Here is a 14731-nt window from a genome sequence, read left to right on the forward strand (position 1 = left end):
AGAACCGGATGGAACGAATTGAAGTACTCAGCGCGGCTCACCCGCGCCATTACACGGGCGACCCAGATAGCATCACCCTGGATGTGCGCTTTGCCCACCTGCCCGACCCCGTGCAGTTTGCGGCCCGCAAAGATGACCTGGAAGCACACGGCCGCGAGCTCTACAGCCGGGCGGTGTTCGGCGAGTTTGGCGATATCGAGGTGATCCCGGTGCCACCGCCGACCGAGGCCGAGCAGCAGGCCCGCCTCGATGCGCTGCTCAAGCAGGCCGCCAATGCCATGGCCCCGCTGCTTGACGCCGAGGCGCTGGGCATCATCAGCGAGGCCGAGCGCGAACAGCTCACCGCCTGGCAGCGCTACCGGGTCGCCCTCTACCGCCTGCCGCAAGGCGATGGCTGGCCGACCGAGGTCAGCTGGCCGGAGGCACCGCGATGAGCTGGACACAAGGGCCGCTGCGCTGGCCCGCCAGTGCCGGCAGCCTACACAACCGCGCCCAGGGCGTGCTGGGTCAGCTCCCGGCCACCCAGGACAGCGCCATGGCGCGCCTGCAGGGGCTTGCTGGGCGGGCTCAGTACCGGCCCCACACGCTCAGCGAGGCCGCCGCCGCGCTGGCAGGGCTGCGCAACGAGCTTGACCGCCTGCTGGTCACCGGCCGCGGCCTGACGGTCACCCCCTACCAGCACGGGGTCGGCCAACAGCAGGGTCAGCAGTTCAGCCTGGCCGCCCCCAATGCGGTGGCCACCCTGGCCGCCAAGCTGCAAGACGGGGCCGATCCCCTGCTGCCCAGCGGGCAACTGCATGCCATCGCCTGGCTGGTCACCGGCAACAGCGCCGACGCGCTGGCCCGCCAGTTGGCCATCCTCTGCGCCCTGCTACCGTTGCCGGAGTGGTGCGCCACCCTGCGCCGGCTCACCGCCAACAACGACGCCATGAGCCAGCCCACTGCGGCCAAGGTGCCGCGCTGGCGCGCCGATGAGCCGCTGAGCTGGGCACCGCTGCGCCCGGCCCGCCTGGCGCTGGGGGCAGAGCTGGCCCAGCTGGAGAGCCTGGCCCGGGATAGCCAGACCCCGATCGCCAAACTGCAGGAGCTGGCGACACGCCGTGCCGGCCGCCTGGTACAACTCGCCGAGGCCTTGGCCGAGCTGGGTCCCCTCTCCGGCACCCTCTGGCACTGGCAAGGCCAGGGGGATGCCGCCAGCCTCGCCACCCAGCTCGGGCAGAGCGCGCCACCGGACCACAGCCAGAGCATGACGGTCGGCGCCCTGCTGCTCTCCCCGTCCCCGCTCACCTTCTGGCAGGAGTTAACCCCATGAGCCAAGCCATGCTGACCCTCGATGGCGAGCCCATCATCATGAAGTCGATGCGGGTATCCGCATCGATGCAGTTTCAGGACAAGGACCAGAGCGGCCAGACCAGCTCGACCAGCAGCGCCGAACAGGGCGCCAAGGCCAAGGAGCTCGACGTCTCCGGCCTCATCCCATTCAAGGATGAGCAGATGCTGAGTCGGCTGTTTGAGCTGGCCGATGCCAAGGGCAACGGCGGCAAGCGCCACGTCTACCGGGTCGGGTCGCTGCTCGCTAAGTCGGTGAAGGTGCGCCAGGCCAAGTTTGCCGGCCGCATCACCGCCAGCGAACAGGAGGGGCTGCTGGCCTGGCAGGTGCAGTTCACCTTGAAGGAGTTCAACTCGGTACCGGAGAAGCGCGAACAACGCCTGCCAAAGAACGCCCCCACCGTGGGGCAGAGTACCGCCAACACCAGCGCCGCCAAGCCAGGCGACAAGGGGAGCGGTGACGAAGAACAAGACCTGAGCAGCTTCGAGCGTTACGTGCTCAAACCGATGGATGACATGCTGGCATGAAACTCTCCACCTCACTGACCATCGCCGGCCAGCCGGTGCACCTCATCGACCACGATCTGGTGCTGGATCTCAATGCTGGCGGGCGCGCCGCGCTCACCATCGAGGGCAGCGCCAACAAGGGGCAGACCTTTACCCTGGACACTGGCTATAGCGGCGATCTGCGCCGCTGGTTCACCGGCTACGTGTACGACGTACAGCCCGCCGCCAATGGCGCCAGTAAGCTGTTGTGCCGGGAATTGGCAGGCGCCTTGGGCACTCGCCTGCCGGTCAGCCAACAGCATGCCACCCTGCGCAACCTGCTGGCCTGGCTGACAGACCAGACCGGGCTGACCTTTCTGCTACCCAAGGGGGCAGACTATACCGACCGGCCGATCCCCAACTTCACCAGCGCCGGTACCGGGTACCAGTTGCTCGATAGCGCCGGCCGTGCCTTTCAGGTGCCCGACTTTGTCTGGTACCAGCAACCCAATGGCGCCATCTTCGTGGGCAGCCATGCCGACAGCCGCTGGCATGACAAGGAGGTGACACTTGATCCCGCCTGGTCTGGTCGCCAGGCAGGCGACACCCTGACCCTGTCGCCGGTGCCGTCCATCCGGCCCGGCGCCATCATCAACGGTAAGCGGGTGATGCGGGTCCGCCTCAAGGGGGACGAGATGACCCTGACCACGGCCACCCCGGGCAAGGTCACCAAGTCGCCAGAACGGCGCAAGATAGAGGGGGAGTTCCCGGAGCTCGCCGACAACATGCACCTGCCCAAGTTAGGACGGGTCGAGGCCATCAGCGATCAGGCCAGCACTGGCCAGCTCAATGATCCCTTTCGCCCTCGCTATGCGGTGGACGTACAACTGCTGGGCGAGGATGGCCAACCGGACAAGGCCGCCCCGCTGTATCGGGCCGTGCCGCTGCCGGTACAGTTCGGTGGGCAGGAACAGGGCCTGCTGCAGTTCCCCATCGAGGGGACGCTGGTTGAACTGGGGTTCGCCTTCGGGCGGGCCGACCGGCCCTTTATCCGCACCGTGCTCGGTAGTGGCTGGCCTCTGCCGGACATCGCCCCGGGCGAGCAGCTACAGCAGCAACGGGGCGAGGTGGCCAGCCGCACCGACACCGTGGGCAATCTCTCCCGCCACACCGACCGGCGCCTGCATGACAGCGCCCTGCAGATGCACCACCAAAGTGACGACTACCTGGGGGAACATGGCCAGCATCGGCTGCAGGTGGCCCAGCACAGCATCGAGGAGGTGGGAGGGCTCAAGTTCATAGAGGCGCTGGGAGCTGTCGAGCTGCTGGCCGGGGATGATCTCACCCTGGGAAGTCTGGGCAACATGAGCCAGACCACTGCGGGGGATCTGGTTGAGGTGGTGGGACAACTGCGCCGGGCAGTTGCCGGCGAGCTGCAACACCTGGAGGCGCCCCGTTCGTGGATGGGGAGTGAGGGCGTGAACATCTTCCAACTACTGCTACAGCTGATGAACGTGGTGGAGCAGCTGGCCGCAGCCACTGCCAGCCACACTCACGGCAGTGGGCCAGCCCCCGGTAACAGCGGGGCCATGGCCGAACATGGCCAACAGGCCAAGCAGTTGGCCGGCCAGCTATCCCCCATCATCGAGTAAACCATCAAGCGAAGAAGGCCCCACAATGTGGGGCCTTCTTCTATCTGCCTGACAGCGCCTGAGCATGGCCAGGGAATGGCGCCGCATGAAGAGGCAGCCATCGGGCAGAGCTGCATCATACGTGAAGCCTGAGCACGCTCACAGCCTCCCAGCGCATGGCGGCGACGCCCACCGCCGCGTCTGCGTCACGGAATCCGCGCTCATCCGCTCCCGCCTGCGGGGTTCACCGGTAAAAATTTTTGCAAAAGTGGATTACCGCAAAACCATAGGCCCAGGCTGTGCCAGATAAAGGATCTGCGGCCCATTGAGGATCTGAAAGGATCGAAAGAAATTGCAGGGTTTTACAGTTCGGCGGGGCTCTGGATAACGAAGGTGAAAGCGTAATTCGTTGAATGTATTGGGGTGGTCGTACTTTCCGTGAGGATTTGAATGATCGGGGTGGATCTGCGAGGTTGCTTGGAGCTGGCTGGAAGGCGTTTAGTTTCAGCTGGTTAGGTGTGATAAGGGCTGATCTGAGAACTGAAATTTTGAAAGGGCGCTGTAGTCTTCTACGCTGGTTGGCCTTACTCACGGAAAACGGGAACAGGTGAGATGTGTCCGGCCGTATTGATGTGGCCACATTGTCAGAGCTGTGGACATATGGTGGACACGTAAACCATAAAATCCTTTTAAATCATGAACTTAAATATACAAAAAAGGAGGCCTGAGCCTCCTTTTAGCATTTATAACAGAACCGGATTAGACCAGAGCTGCTTTGGCCTTTTCAACCAGGGCGGTGAAAGCCAGCTTGTCGTGAACGGCGATATCGGACAGGATCTTGCGATCGATCTCGATGGAAGCCTTCTTCAGACCGTTGATCAGACGGCTGTAGGACAGACCGTTCTGACGGGCTGCTGCGTTGATACGAGCAATCCACAGTTGACGGAACTGACGCTTTTTCTGGCGACGGTCACGGTAGGCATACTGACCAGCTTTGGTTACCGCTTGTACCGCTACGCGGTAGACACGGGAACGGGCGCCGTAGTAACCCTTGGCGGCTTTCATTACTTTCTTGTGACGAGCGCGAGCGGTCACACCACGTTTAACTCTTGGCATTTTTCACATCCCCCCTTATGCGTACGGCAGACAAGCGACAACACGTTTGTGGTCGGCAGCGGAAACAAAGAACTTCGGTCCCAGCTGACGCTTACGCTTACTGCTCTTCTTGGTCAGGATGTGACGCAGGTGGTTGTGCTTGCACTTGAAGCGACCTGAGCCAGTCTTCTTGAAGCGCTTTGCGGCGCCCCGGTTGGTTTTCATCTTCGGCATTTCATACTCCGCATTGTGAGTGACAACAAAATCGCAAGGCGAACCGACTCATGGGGCTGGCCCCATGAGTCAATTTCTTGTGGGCCTTAAGATTTCTTCTTAGGTGCGAGGACCATCACAGCTTGACGGCCTTCGACTTTCGGGAACGATTCGACTACGGCCAGCTCTTCCAGATCGTTCTTGACGCGTTCCAGAACCTTGATACCAAGTTCCTGGTGGGCCATTTCACGACCACGGAAGCGCAGGGTGACCTTTGCCTTGTCCCCGTCTTCCAGAAAGCGAACCAGGTTGCGTAGTTTTACCTGATAGTCGCCTTCGTCGGTGCCAGGACGGAATTTGATTTCCTTGACCTGGACGACTTTCTGCTTTTTCTTCTGTTCTTTGGTGGTCTTGCTCTTTTCGTAGAGGAATTTGCCGTAATCCATGATCCGGCAAACGGGCGGCTCAGCGTTCGGACTGATCTCGACCAGATCCACTCCGGCCTCAAGGGCCAAGTTCAGGGCATCCTGGATGGAGGTGATGCCAATGGCTTCACCATCCAGACCAGTCAGACGAACTTCTTTCAGACGGATCTCTTCGTTGATCCGGTGAGCGCGGGCTTGCGGTTGCTTGCCCAGTTTTTTTCCGCCTTTTATAGCTTATTCCTCCACTTTCTTTTGTCCGCGGGTCTGAACTTCCTGGGTCAACAGAGCAATCAGCTCTTCAACAGAATAAGTGCCCAGGTCAGCCCCTTTACGAGTACGCACTGCAATCTTGCCGGCTTCTACTTCTTTATCGCCGCAGACCAGCATGAAGGGTACTCGCTTCAAAGTATGCTCGCGGATTTTAAAGCCAATCTTCTCATTTCTCAAGTCCGCTTTTGCGCGAAGGCCCGCATCATTCAATGCTTTGGCTACTTTCACTGCATAATCGGCCTGATTGTCGGTGATATTCATGACCACGGCTTGGGTCGGTGCCAGCCAGGTCGGGAACAGTCCGGCGTACTCTTCGGTCAGGATCCCGATGAAACGCTCCAGCGAACCCAGAATGGCGCGGTGGATCATCACGGGAACATGACGTTCGTTGTCTTCACCCACGTAGGTGGCGCCCAGACGGCCCGGCAGGGCAAAATCGAGCTGCACGGTACCACATTGCCACGCACGATCAAGGCAATCGTGCAGGGTAAATTCGATCTTGGGACCGTAGAAGGCCCCCTCACCCGGCTGCAGATCGTACTTCAGGCCGTTCAGTACCAGGGCTTCGGCCAGCGCGGCCTCGGCGCGATCCCAAGCTTCATCGGAGCCGATACGCTGTTCCGGACGAGTGGAGAGCTTGACCACGATGTTCTCGAAGCCGAAGGTGCCATAGACGTCGTAGACCATGCGGATACAGGCCGACACCTCTTCCATGATCTGCTCTTCGGTACAGAAGATGTGCGCGTCATCCTGGGTGAAACCACGTACCCGCATCAGGCCGTGCAGGGAGCCTGACGGCTCGTTGCGGTGGCAGGAGCCGAACTCGGCCATGCGCAGCGGCAGATCGCGGTAGGATTTCAGACCCTGGTTGAAGATCTGCACGTGACCCGGGCAGTTCATCGGCTTGATGGCGTACTCGCGGTTCTCGGACTGGGTGGTGAACATGGCCTGGGCGTATTTCTCCCAGTGACCCGAACGCTCCCACAGCACGCGATCCATCATGAAGGGGCCTTTCACCTCCTGATAGTCGTACTCTTTGAGCTTGCCGCGGATGAAGGTCTCCAGCTCACGGAAGATGGTCCAGCCATCGTTGTGCCAGAACACCATGCCGGGAGCTTCTTCCTGCATGTGATACAGGTCGAGCTGCTTGCCGATCTTGCGGTGGTCGCGCTTGGCGGCCTCTTCCAGGCGCTGCAGGTAAGACTTGAGCTGCTTCTTGTCGGCCCAGGCGGTGCCGTAGATGCGCTGCAGCATCTTGTTGTTGGAGTCGCCGCGCCAGTAGGCGCCGGACATCTTCTGCAACTTGAAGTGATGGCAGTGACGCATGTTGGGCACGTGCGGGCCGCGACACATGTCGATGTACTCTTCGTGATGGTACAGACCGGGCTGGTCATCACGGGCAATGTTCTGATCCAGGATCTCGACCTTGTAGGTCTCGCCACGGGCTTCAAACACGTCGCGTGCTTCCTGCCAGGAGACCTTTTTCTTGATGACGTCGTAATCCTTGGCGGCCAGCGCCAGCATGCGCTCTTCCAGCGCAGCCAGATCTTCGTCGGTCAGGGTGCGGTCGAGATCGATGTCGTAGTAGAAACCGTTGTCGATGACGGGACCGATGGCCATCTTGGTCTGAGGCCAGAGTTGCTTGATGGCATGACCCAACAGGTGCGCACAGGAGTGGCGCAGGATGTCCAGACCTTCTTCGTCTTTGGCGGTGATGATGGCCAGGGAGGAATCGGCTGCGATCAGCTCGCAGGCATCCACCAGTTCACCGTTTACCCGACCGGCAATGCACGCCTTGGCGAGACCGGGACCGATGTCCGCGGCCACATCCATGACGGAAACGGCGTGGGCAAATTGACGTTGGCTGCCATCAGGCAGAGTAATGATTGGCATTGTGTGTTTCCTTATACAGTGGTGCCCCCTACCAAAGGGCACATGCGGGATGGAAAGATTCATTCAAAAATGGGTGATGTTCTGGCTCTCCACAGCACTTTGCGAAGGCGCCCTACGACGCAAACAACCCGTTCAACGTTGCAAGACAAACCAAAAACCGGACCATGCTACCAGAAGTAGGCGGGGCTGTATCGGATTTGCTGAGATTTTCTACAGTCAGATGAAGTGCTTGGCAGCTATTCCCCCAGCAGAGACTGCCAGTTGAAGTCGAACGTGGAGCTCCCCTCCTGCGCCAGTTCCAGCTCCTGCAGCACCTTAAGCGCCAGCTGATTGCCCTGCTTGGCGGCCTGATAGAGCCACTCCTTGGCACGGGGCAGATCGACCCGCCCGCTGACCCCCATCAGATGCAGCACGCCCACCTTCAACATGGCGGGCACATCGCCGTTCTTGGCCGCCAGCTCCATCCAGTGAAACGCCTCGCGCAGATCCCGCTTCACCCCGGCCCCCCGCAGGTAGACCTCCCCCAGCCGGTATTGGCCGAAGGCATCCCCCGCCTGCGCCGCCTGACGATAGAGCGTGATGGCCCGGCTGATATCCTGCTCGCTCCCCTGCCCCACTTCATGGCTCCAGCCCATCAGTGCCTGGGCCCGTGGCTGGCCCTGCTCGGCCAGCGGCGACCAGATCCGGGTCGCCTCATCGAAGTGACCGGTACGCCAGGCGCGATTGGCCGAGGCCAGCTCCTGCTCGGTGGAGAGCGGGATCAGACGCCAGATAACCAGCGCAATGACAGCGATGAAGAGCCAGCGAGAGGTGATGGGTGCCATAATGATTTCCGTGATCCAGTTCGCATTTCGTCTATGTAAACGAAATGTAGCGCCGCGATCAAGCAAGAGATCCCTTTGACATGCTTTTTATGGCCGGCTGGGTAGGCAGAACTTGCATTCGGTAATGAGGGTCAGCATGATGGCTGTATATATAAACAGTATTGGTAGTGTGCGATGGCAGGTCGAGGCAGTTCCCACAATGTTGATCACCGTTTCAGCGGCCAGCGGGTCGATGCGGTCGATGACGGCTGGTCCCAACCCGAGTGGGAAGCGGCATTTGCCGCCAGCGATCCCCGCACCGAGGTGACGGAGATCAGCGCCCGCAGCATCATCAGTTACAACAGCTCCCCCGACGTCCCTTTCAGCCGCTCCATCAATCCCTATCAGGGCTGTGAGCACGGCTGCATCTATTGCTACGCCAGACCGAGCCACGCCTATCTCGAGCTCTCCCCCGGCCTCGACTTCGAGACCCGCTTGTTCGCCAAGCTCAATGCCGCCGAGCTGCTGCGCCGGGAGTTTGCCAGACCCGCCTATCAGCCGCAGACCATAGTGCTGGGAGCCAATACCGACCCCTATCAGCCCATCGAGCATCACTATCGCCTCACCCGCCAGCTGCTCGAGGTGATGCTGGCCCACCGCCATCCGGTCGGGATCATCACCAAGAGCGCCATGATATTGCGCGACCTCGACCTGCTGACGGAGCTGGCCCGGGAGGGGCTCTGCCAGGTGATGGTGTCGGTCACCACCTTGAATGAGACATTGCGGCGACAGCTGGAGCCAAGAGCCAGCACCGGGGCCGGCCGGCTCAAGGTGGTGGAGAAACTGGCCCGCGCCGGTGTGCCGGTCGGCGTGCTGGCGGCCCCCATGATCCCGCGCCTCAACGAGCCCGAGCTCGAGCAGATCATCAAAGGCGCTGCCGAGGCCGGTGCCCACTGCGCCGACTATATCCTGCTGCGACTGCCCCACGAGCTGGCACCGCTGTTCAGTGACTGGCTGGATGAGCACTATCCCGGTCAGAAGGAGGCGATCCTCAACCAGCTACGGGCCAGCCGGGACGGCGCCCTCAACAGTCCCGCCTTCGGCAGCCGGATGCGGGGAGAAGGCCAGTTTGCCGATCTGCTGGCCCAACGCTTTCGGTTGATCGCCAAGCGGCTCGGGCTCGGCAAGCGCCATTTTCAACTGCGCCAGGATGCCTTCATCCGCCCTGGCGAGCAGTTGCGGCTGTTCTAGGCGCCCGTCAAGCCCGCCACGGGCAAAGCCTCAACCCCTTGGTCGCGACGCACTGGCCTTGCTGCGGTGGGCAATCAACTCGGCGGGCAAACGGGCTGGCTCGTGTGCCACCTCAGGTTCATGTTCGCCTGCGCGCGCATCCATCTCTGCCTCGCCCCATACCCGGCTCCACCAGATCTCCCACATTACCCAGCTGGTCATGACATGCTCCTGGCAGGCGTTACCTGCGTCTATGGTGGTTTCTCTCCAACGGGAGCAGCATGGCTGGCCGCCATGACAGAGCGATGACATTCAAATGAAGGAGCCGTGTCGAGACCATGCTCCCATCAGGGCAGCCTTGGCAAGCAGTGCCCGTTCTTCCTGCCATGACAGGCAAGACTGGACAGGGGAAAAAGGAAGAAGAAAGGAGGATAACGGGGGACGCCAGCAACAAGTGAGCCAATGAAAAGAGCGGCCATGAGGCCGCTCTTTGGTATCGGGTAAAGGAGAGCGATTATTCGTCGCCCGCTTCACCTGCATCGACAGCACCGGTGTCCGCTGCGGTATCGGTGTCTTCAGACACCTCCCCTTCAACGGCCAGCACTTCGTTTTCGTCTTCGTCGCTCTCGGCAACCCGCTGCAGACCGACTACGGTCTCGTCTTCACCGGTACGGATCAGACGCACACCGCCGGTGTTGCGGCCAATGACGCTCACCTCGGACACCCGGGTACGTACCAGAGTACCGCCGTTGGTGATCAGCATGATCTGGTCGGTATCTTCGACCTGGATCGCATCGATCACCTTGCCGTTGCGCTCATCCACCTTGATGGAGATGACGCCCTGGGTACCACGGCTCTTGGTCGGGTACTCGTCCAGCGCGGTACGCTTGCCGTAACCGTTCTCGGTGGCGGTGAGGATGGCCCCGTCGCCACGCGGCACGATGAGGGACACCACCTTGTCACCGGCGCCCAGCTTGATGCCGCGCACACCTGCAGCGGTACGACCCATGGGACGTACGCCCTTGAAGGTACCCTTGCTTTCGGTGCCTTCGCCGTTGTCGCTGCCATCATCGTCGTTGCCGGCGTCGTCGTCGGTGTCGACTTCGTCAGTGGCATCGGCATCAGCGCGACCACTGCCTTCCGCGAAGCGAACCACCTTGCCCGCATCGGAGAACAGCATGATCTCGTTGCTGCCATCGGTGATATCCACCCCGATCAGCTCATCACCCTCTTTGAGGTTGATGGCGCGGATGCCGGAGGAGAGCGGACGGCTGAAGTCGGACAGGCTGGTCTTCTTCACGGTACCGTTGGCGGTGGCGAAGAACACATACTTCTCGGCGTCATATTCCTTCACCGGCAGAATGGCGGTGATACGCTCACCCTCTTCCAGCGGCAGCAGGTTGATGATCGGACGACCGCGGGCGCCACGGGACGCCTCCGGCAGCTGGTAAACCTTGAGCCAGTAGACCTTGCCACGGGTGGAGAAGCACAGAATGGTGTCGTGGGTGTTGGCCACCAGCAGACGCTCCACAAAATCCTCTTCCTTGATCCGGGTGGCCGACTTGCCACGACCACCGCGGCGCTGGGCCTCGTAGTCGGAGAGCGGCTGATACTTCACGTAACCCTGGTGAGACAAGGTCACGACCACGTCTTCCGGGGTGATCAGATCTTCGATGTTGATCTCGGCACTGGACATGCTGATCTCGGTACGACGCTCGTCGCCGTACTGCTCGCGCACGGCCAGCAGTTCGTCACGGATCACTTCCATCAACCGCACCGGGCTCGCTAGGATGAACAGCAGCTCGGCGATGAGATCCAGCAGAGATTGGTACTCTTCCAGGATCTTCTCGTGCTCGAGGCCGGTCAGCTTGTGCAGACGCAGGTCAAGGATGGCCTGGGCCTGCTGCTCGGTCAGGTAGTAGTGACCTTCGCGGATGCCGAACTCGGGTTCCAGCCACTCGGGGCGGGCTGCGTCGTCACCGGCTTTCTCTAGCATGGAGGCCACGTTGCCGAGCTCCCAGCCACGGGCAACCAGGCCCGCTTTCGCGTCGGCCGGGGTCGCGCTGTGGCGAATGAGCTCGATGACCGGGTCGATGTTGGCCAGCGCCACCGCCAGACCTTCCAGGATGTGAGCCCGATCCCGCGCCTTGCGCAGTTCGAACACGGTCCGGCGGGTCACCACTTCGCGGCGGTGCAGCAGGAACGCATCCAGGATCTCTTTGAGGTTCATCACCTTGGGCTGGTTGTTATCGAGCGCCACCATGTTGATGCCGAACGTGGTCTGCATCTGGGTATGCTTGTAGAGATTGTTCAGCACAATCTCGCCGGACTCGCCGCGCTTGATCTCGATAACGATGCGCATGCCGTCCTTGTCGGACTCATCGCGCAGGGCACTGATACCCTCGATCTTCTTCTCTTTGACCAGCTCGGCGATTTTCTCGATGAGCCGCGCCTTGTTCACCTGATAGGGGATCTCGTGAACGATGATGGTCTCGCGACTGGTCTTCTCGTCCACCTCCACTTCAGCCTTGGCACGCACATAGACGGAGCCACGACCGGTACGGTACGCCTGCACGATGCCGGAACGACCGTTGATGATGCCACCAGTGGGGAAATCCGGGCCGGTGATGTAGGTCATCAGCTCGTCGATGGTGAGGTCGCCGTTCTCGATCAACGCCAGACAGCCGTTGACTATCTCGGTGAGGTTGTGAGGCGGAATGTTGGTCGCCATGCCCACCGCAATACCGGAGGAGCCGTTGACCAGCAGGTTGGGAACCTTGGTGGGCATGACAGCCGGGATCATCTCGGTGCCGTCATAGTTCGGCACCCAGTCCACGGTCTCTTTGTCCAGATCGGCCAGCAGCTCGTGGGAGATGCGTGCCATCCGCACTTCGGTGTAACGCATGGCGGCGGCGCTGTCGCCGTCGACCGAACCGAAGTTGCCCTGACCATCGACCAGCATGTAACGCATGGAGAAATCCTGCGCCATGCGAACGATGGTGTCATACACGGCACTGTCGCCGTGCGGGTGATATTTACCGATTACGTCACCGACCACACGGGCCGATTTTTTATAGGGCTTGTTCCAGTCGTTCCCCAGCTCGTTCATTGCATACAGAACGCGGCGGTGAACCGGTTTCAAGCCATCACGCACATCCGGCAGAGCTCGTCCTACGATCACGCTCATGGCGTAATCAAGATAGGAACTCTTGAGCTCTTCTTCGATGTTGACCGGCGTGATCTCTCTGGCCAGATCGCTCATAGAAAGCCTTAATCCCTAATTAGTTGTTCTTTGGCTTAAACAGCGCGACATGGTAACACACTGAGCCAAATACCTTAAGCCACAAATCCGGTATCAAGTCGGGCTGGTGTGACAAAGTCCGTCCGTTATAATGCCCGCCAGGACAACAGATTGCGCGCGCCCCACCCAGCCTGCGCGCCCTTGCCACAGGATCATCAAAAAATGCACAGTGATGCCAATGTCGATCTGACAGAAATTGCCAAATTCGAAGCCATCGCCTCCCGCTGGTGGGATATGGAGGGAGAGTTCAAGCCGCTGCACCAGATAAACCCGGTGCGCCTTGACTGGATCACCGACAAGAGCGGCGGCCTGTTTGGCAAGCGCATCCTCGACATCGGCTGCGGCGGCGGCATTCTCGCCGAGAGCATGGCCCGCCGGGGTGCCAAGGTCACCGGCATCGACATGGGCAAGGAGCCCCTCGGGGTCGCCCGCCTCCATGCCCTCGAGGCGGGCGTGGAGCTCGAGTATCGCCAGATCACCGCCGAAGCCCACGCCGATGAGGCCCCCGGCCAGTATGACGTGGTCACCTGCATGGAGATGCTGGAGCACGTGCCGGATCCCGCCTCCGTACTGCGCGCCATCGCTACCCTAGTGCGCCCGGGCGGCAAGGTGTTCGTCTCCACCATCAACCGCAACCCGAAAGCCTATCTGATGATGATCCTCGGCGCCGAGTACCTGATGAAGATGATGCCCAAGGGTACCCACGACCACAAGAAGTTCATCACCCCCGCCGAACTGTGTCGCATGGGTGAGGCAGCGGGCCTGCTGGTACGGGACATGAGCGGGGTACACTACGCGCCGCTCTCCAACAGCTTCAAGCTCGGTCGCAACGTCGACGTCAACTACATGGTGGCGTTCGAGCGCCCGGAGCAAGGCTGATGACGACTCACTCTGCTGCGCCCCTTGGCTGCGTGCTGTTCGATCTGGACGGCACCCTGCTCGACACAGCCCCCGATCTGGGGGCCGCCGTCAACCACGTGCTGATAAGCGAGGGCTTCGCGCCGCTTTCTGACGACATCATCCGTCAGACCACCTCCCACGGGGCGCTCGGGCTGCTCAGGGCCGGTCTTGGCGACGAGCTGCTCGAAGAGCTGGGCGCCACCCGCCTTCGCACCGCCCTGCTCGATTACTACGCCGCCAACCTCTGCGTCGGCACCCGCCCCTATGAAGGGATGGTGGATCTCATCGAGTGGCTCGACGAGAAGCAGCTGCCCTGGGGCATCGTCACCAACAAGCCGGGCTTTCTCACCGAACCGCTGCTGGCGGCCCTGCCCGAGCTCGCCAGTTGCGGCGTGACCGTCAGCGCCGACACCCTGCCGGTGCGCAAGCCCGACCCCGCCCCCATGTACTTTGCCTGCGACCAGCTTGGCGTCGAGGCGAGCCACTGCCTTTATGTGGGGGATCACGTGCGCGATATCGAGGCTGGCCGCAACGCCGGCATGCGCACTGCCGTTGCCGGCTGGGGTTATCTCAATGACGATGAGGATCCGGCCCAGTGGGGCGCCGATCTGCACTTTGACACCGTGCAAGCCCTGCACCACTGGCTGCGCTACGAGCTGGGCTGAGATTGCCAACCCGTGCCGGGCAACCCTGGTACAGGAGGCAGGCAGCAGAGATGGATAACAAAGGCAGCTTTACCGCCAAAGGGTGGCCAGATGAGCACTGTTGACTGATCGCGGCAGTGCCTCGGTAGTCACTACGGGGGATCGCTGGCGATCCCCCGTTTTGGCGGTTTGACAAGCAGGGAAGCGGCGAGATCGGACACCTTTTGACCCTTGCTGCACAAGGGATAATCAGGCTGAATTTGCTAGTAAAAACACCCCCTTTTCGCAAGCAAAAAAAGTTATTTAAATTTTCCATGTTCGATCATCAGACTTGCATTTACTGGATCGGACGGATGAAAACCCACTCGCTGTGAGCGTCCACTAACACAGAGCGGAACACCCACAATTTATCCACAGCTAATCCCTTATCCACAGATTGCAAAGCCGAGCCGACCTCACTATCTTGTAGCTCGAAATCAAAATAACACTATATCTTGTGATTCATCGCACA

The 14731-nt window shown here is 60.9% G+C and carries 14 protein-coding genes; 7 read left to right on the forward strand and 7 right to left on the reverse strand.

Annotated features, from left to right (window positions below):
- Positions 1-8 precede the first annotated feature (8 nt).
- From AACQ43_RS13145 to AACQ43_RS13160, 4 genes are read left to right on the forward strand one after another with little or no spacing between them, the layout of a single operon-like run.
- Positions 9-434, forward strand: coding sequence for a tail fiber assembly protein (locus AACQ43_RS13145; RefSeq protein WP_168967565.1), 426 nt, complete (start codon positions 9-11; stop codon positions 432-434).
- Positions 431-1312 carry a hypothetical protein gene (locus AACQ43_RS13150; protein ID WP_168967566.1) on the forward strand — a complete coding sequence of 294 codons (882 nt, stop codon included), beginning with the start codon at positions 431-433 and terminating at the stop codon, positions 1310-1312. Before AACQ43_RS13145 ends, AACQ43_RS13150 begins: the two co-directional genes overlap by 4 nt.
- Entirely contained in the window at positions 1309-1857 is a 549-nt protein-coding gene (locus tag AACQ43_RS13155; RefSeq protein WP_168967567.1) for a baseplate complex protein, read from the forward strand. The genes AACQ43_RS13150 and AACQ43_RS13155 overlap by 4 nt, the downstream gene beginning before the upstream one ends.
- Positions 1854-3467, forward strand: coding sequence for a hypothetical protein (locus tag AACQ43_RS13160; protein ID WP_168967568.1), 1614 nt, complete (start codon positions 1854-1856; stop codon positions 3465-3467). Before AACQ43_RS13155 ends, AACQ43_RS13160 begins: the two co-directional genes overlap by 4 nt.
- A gap of 738 nt (positions 3468-4205) precedes the next feature.
- On the opposite strand, the gene rplT is transcribed toward AACQ43_RS13160, so the two are convergent.
- The 5 genes from rplT to AACQ43_RS13185 all read right to left on the reverse strand — a co-directional run bounded on the left by rplT (position 4206) and on the right by AACQ43_RS13185 (position 8166).
- Positions 4206-4562, reverse strand: a complete 357-nt coding sequence (gene rplT, locus AACQ43_RS13165) for a 50S ribosomal protein L20 (protein ID WP_005300683.1) — start codon at positions 4560-4562, stop codon at positions 4206-4208.
- 15 nt (positions 4563-4577) lie between these two features.
- The gene (rpmI, locus tag AACQ43_RS13170) at positions 4578-4775 is read right to left on the reverse strand and encodes a 50S ribosomal protein L35 (RefSeq protein WP_005300673.1); all 198 of its coding nucleotides are present in this window, start codon (positions 4773-4775) and stop codon (positions 4578-4580) included.
- An 86-nt stretch (positions 4776-4861) separates the two neighbouring features.
- Positions 4862-5410 (reverse strand): translation initiation factor IF-3, encoded by a 549-nt coding sequence (gene infC / locus AACQ43_RS13175; protein ID WP_026080374.1) that lies wholly within the window; start codon positions 5408-5410, stop codon positions 4862-4864.
- Between the two features lie 3 nt (positions 5411-5413).
- The gene (gene thrS / locus AACQ43_RS13180) at positions 5414-7342 is read right to left on the reverse strand and encodes a threonine--tRNA ligase (RefSeq protein WP_168967569.1); all 1929 of its coding nucleotides are present in this window, start codon (positions 7340-7342) and stop codon (positions 5414-5416) included.
- Positions 7343-7578: 236 nt separating this feature from the next.
- Positions 7579-8166 (reverse strand): tetratricopeptide repeat protein, encoded by a 588-nt coding sequence (locus AACQ43_RS13185; protein ID WP_016350660.1) that lies wholly within the window; start codon positions 8164-8166, stop codon positions 7579-7581.
- A gap of 174 nt (positions 8167-8340) precedes the next feature.
- Between AACQ43_RS13185 and AACQ43_RS13190 the strand changes: the two genes are divergently transcribed.
- Positions 8341-9396 (forward strand): PA0069 family radical SAM protein, encoded by a 1056-nt coding sequence (locus tag AACQ43_RS13190; protein ID WP_168967570.1) that lies wholly within the window; start codon positions 8341-8343, stop codon positions 9394-9396.
- 30 nt (positions 9397-9426) lie between these two features.
- Here the strand turns inward: AACQ43_RS13190 and AACQ43_RS13195 are convergent, their stop codons facing one another.
- Both AACQ43_RS13195 and gyrA read right to left on the reverse strand, forming a co-directional pair.
- A complete protein-coding gene (locus AACQ43_RS13195; protein WP_168967571.1) occupies positions 9427-9597 on the reverse strand; it encodes a hypothetical protein in 171 nt (56 codons plus the stop codon).
- Between the two features lie 292 nt (positions 9598-9889).
- Positions 9890-12637, reverse strand: coding sequence for a DNA topoisomerase (ATP-hydrolyzing) subunit A (gyrA, locus tag AACQ43_RS13200; protein ID WP_168967572.1), 2748 nt, complete (start codon positions 12635-12637; stop codon positions 9890-9892).
- 201 nt (positions 12638-12838) lie between these two features.
- Between gyrA and ubiG the strand changes: the two genes are divergently transcribed.
- Both ubiG and AACQ43_RS13210 read left to right on the forward strand, forming a co-directional pair.
- On the forward strand, positions 12839-13555 hold the full coding sequence (gene ubiG / locus AACQ43_RS13205) for a bifunctional 2-polyprenyl-6-hydroxyphenol methylase/3-demethylubiquinol 3-O-methyltransferase UbiG (protein WP_168967573.1): 717 nt from the start codon (positions 12839-12841) through the stop codon (positions 13553-13555).
- Positions 13555-14241, forward strand: coding sequence for an HAD family hydrolase (locus AACQ43_RS13210; protein WP_017410131.1), 687 nt, complete (start codon positions 13555-13557; stop codon positions 14239-14241). The genes ubiG and AACQ43_RS13210 overlap by 1 nt, the downstream gene beginning before the upstream one ends.
- Positions 14242-14731: the final 490 nt, after the last annotated feature.

Origin of the sequence: Aeromonas sp. DNRA1, from assembly GCF_963888745.1 — a bacterium.
Classification (GTDB): Bacteria; Pseudomonadota; Gammaproteobacteria; order Enterobacterales; family Aeromonadaceae; genus Aeromonas; species Aeromonas hydrophila.

Excerpts from the sequence above, each read along its gene's own strand:
- AACQ43_RS13145 (WP_168967565.1), top strand. The coding sequence starts at position 9 with ATGGAACGAATTGAAGTACTCAGCGCGGCTCACCCGCGCCATTACACG.
- AACQ43_RS13150 (WP_168967566.1), top strand. The coding sequence starts at position 431 with ATGAGCTGGACACAAGGGCCGCTGCGCTGGCCCGCCAGTGCCGGCAGC.
- AACQ43_RS13155 (WP_168967567.1), top strand. The coding sequence starts at position 1,309 with ATGAGCCAAGCCATGCTGACCCTCGATGGCGAGCCCATCATCATGAAG.
- AACQ43_RS13160 (WP_168967568.1), top strand. The coding sequence starts at position 1,854 with ATGAAACTCTCCACCTCACTGACCATCGCCGGCCAGCCGGTGCACCTC.
- rplT (WP_005300683.1), bottom strand. The coding sequence starts at position 4,562 with ATGCCAAGAGTTAAACGTGGTGTGACCGCTCGCGCTCGTCACAAGAAA.
- rpmI (WP_005300673.1), bottom strand. The coding sequence starts at position 4,775 with ATGCCGAAGATGAAAACCAACCGGGGCGCCGCAAAGCGCTTCAAGAAG.
- thrS (WP_168967569.1), bottom strand. The coding sequence starts at position 7,342 with ATGCCAATCATTACTCTGCCTGATGGCAGCCAACGTCAATTTGCCCAC.
- AACQ43_RS13185 (WP_016350660.1), bottom strand. The coding sequence starts at position 8,166 with ATGGCACCCATCACCTCTCGCTGGCTCTTCATCGCTGTCATTGCGCTG.
- AACQ43_RS13190 (WP_168967570.1), top strand. The coding sequence starts at position 8,341 with ATGGCAGGTCGAGGCAGTTCCCACAATGTTGATCACCGTTTCAGCGGC.
- AACQ43_RS13195 (WP_168967571.1), bottom strand. The coding sequence starts at position 9,597 with ATGACCAGCTGGGTAATGTGGGAGATCTGGTGGAGCCGGGTATGGGGC.
- gyrA (WP_168967572.1), bottom strand. The coding sequence starts at position 12,637 with ATGAGCGATCTGGCCAGAGAGATCACGCCGGTCAACATCGAAGAAGAG.
- ubiG (WP_168967573.1), top strand. The coding sequence starts at position 12,839 with ATGCACAGTGATGCCAATGTCGATCTGACAGAAATTGCCAAATTCGAA.
- AACQ43_RS13210 (WP_017410131.1), top strand. The coding sequence starts at position 13,555 with ATGACGACTCACTCTGCTGCGCCCCTTGGCTGCGTGCTGTTCGATCTG.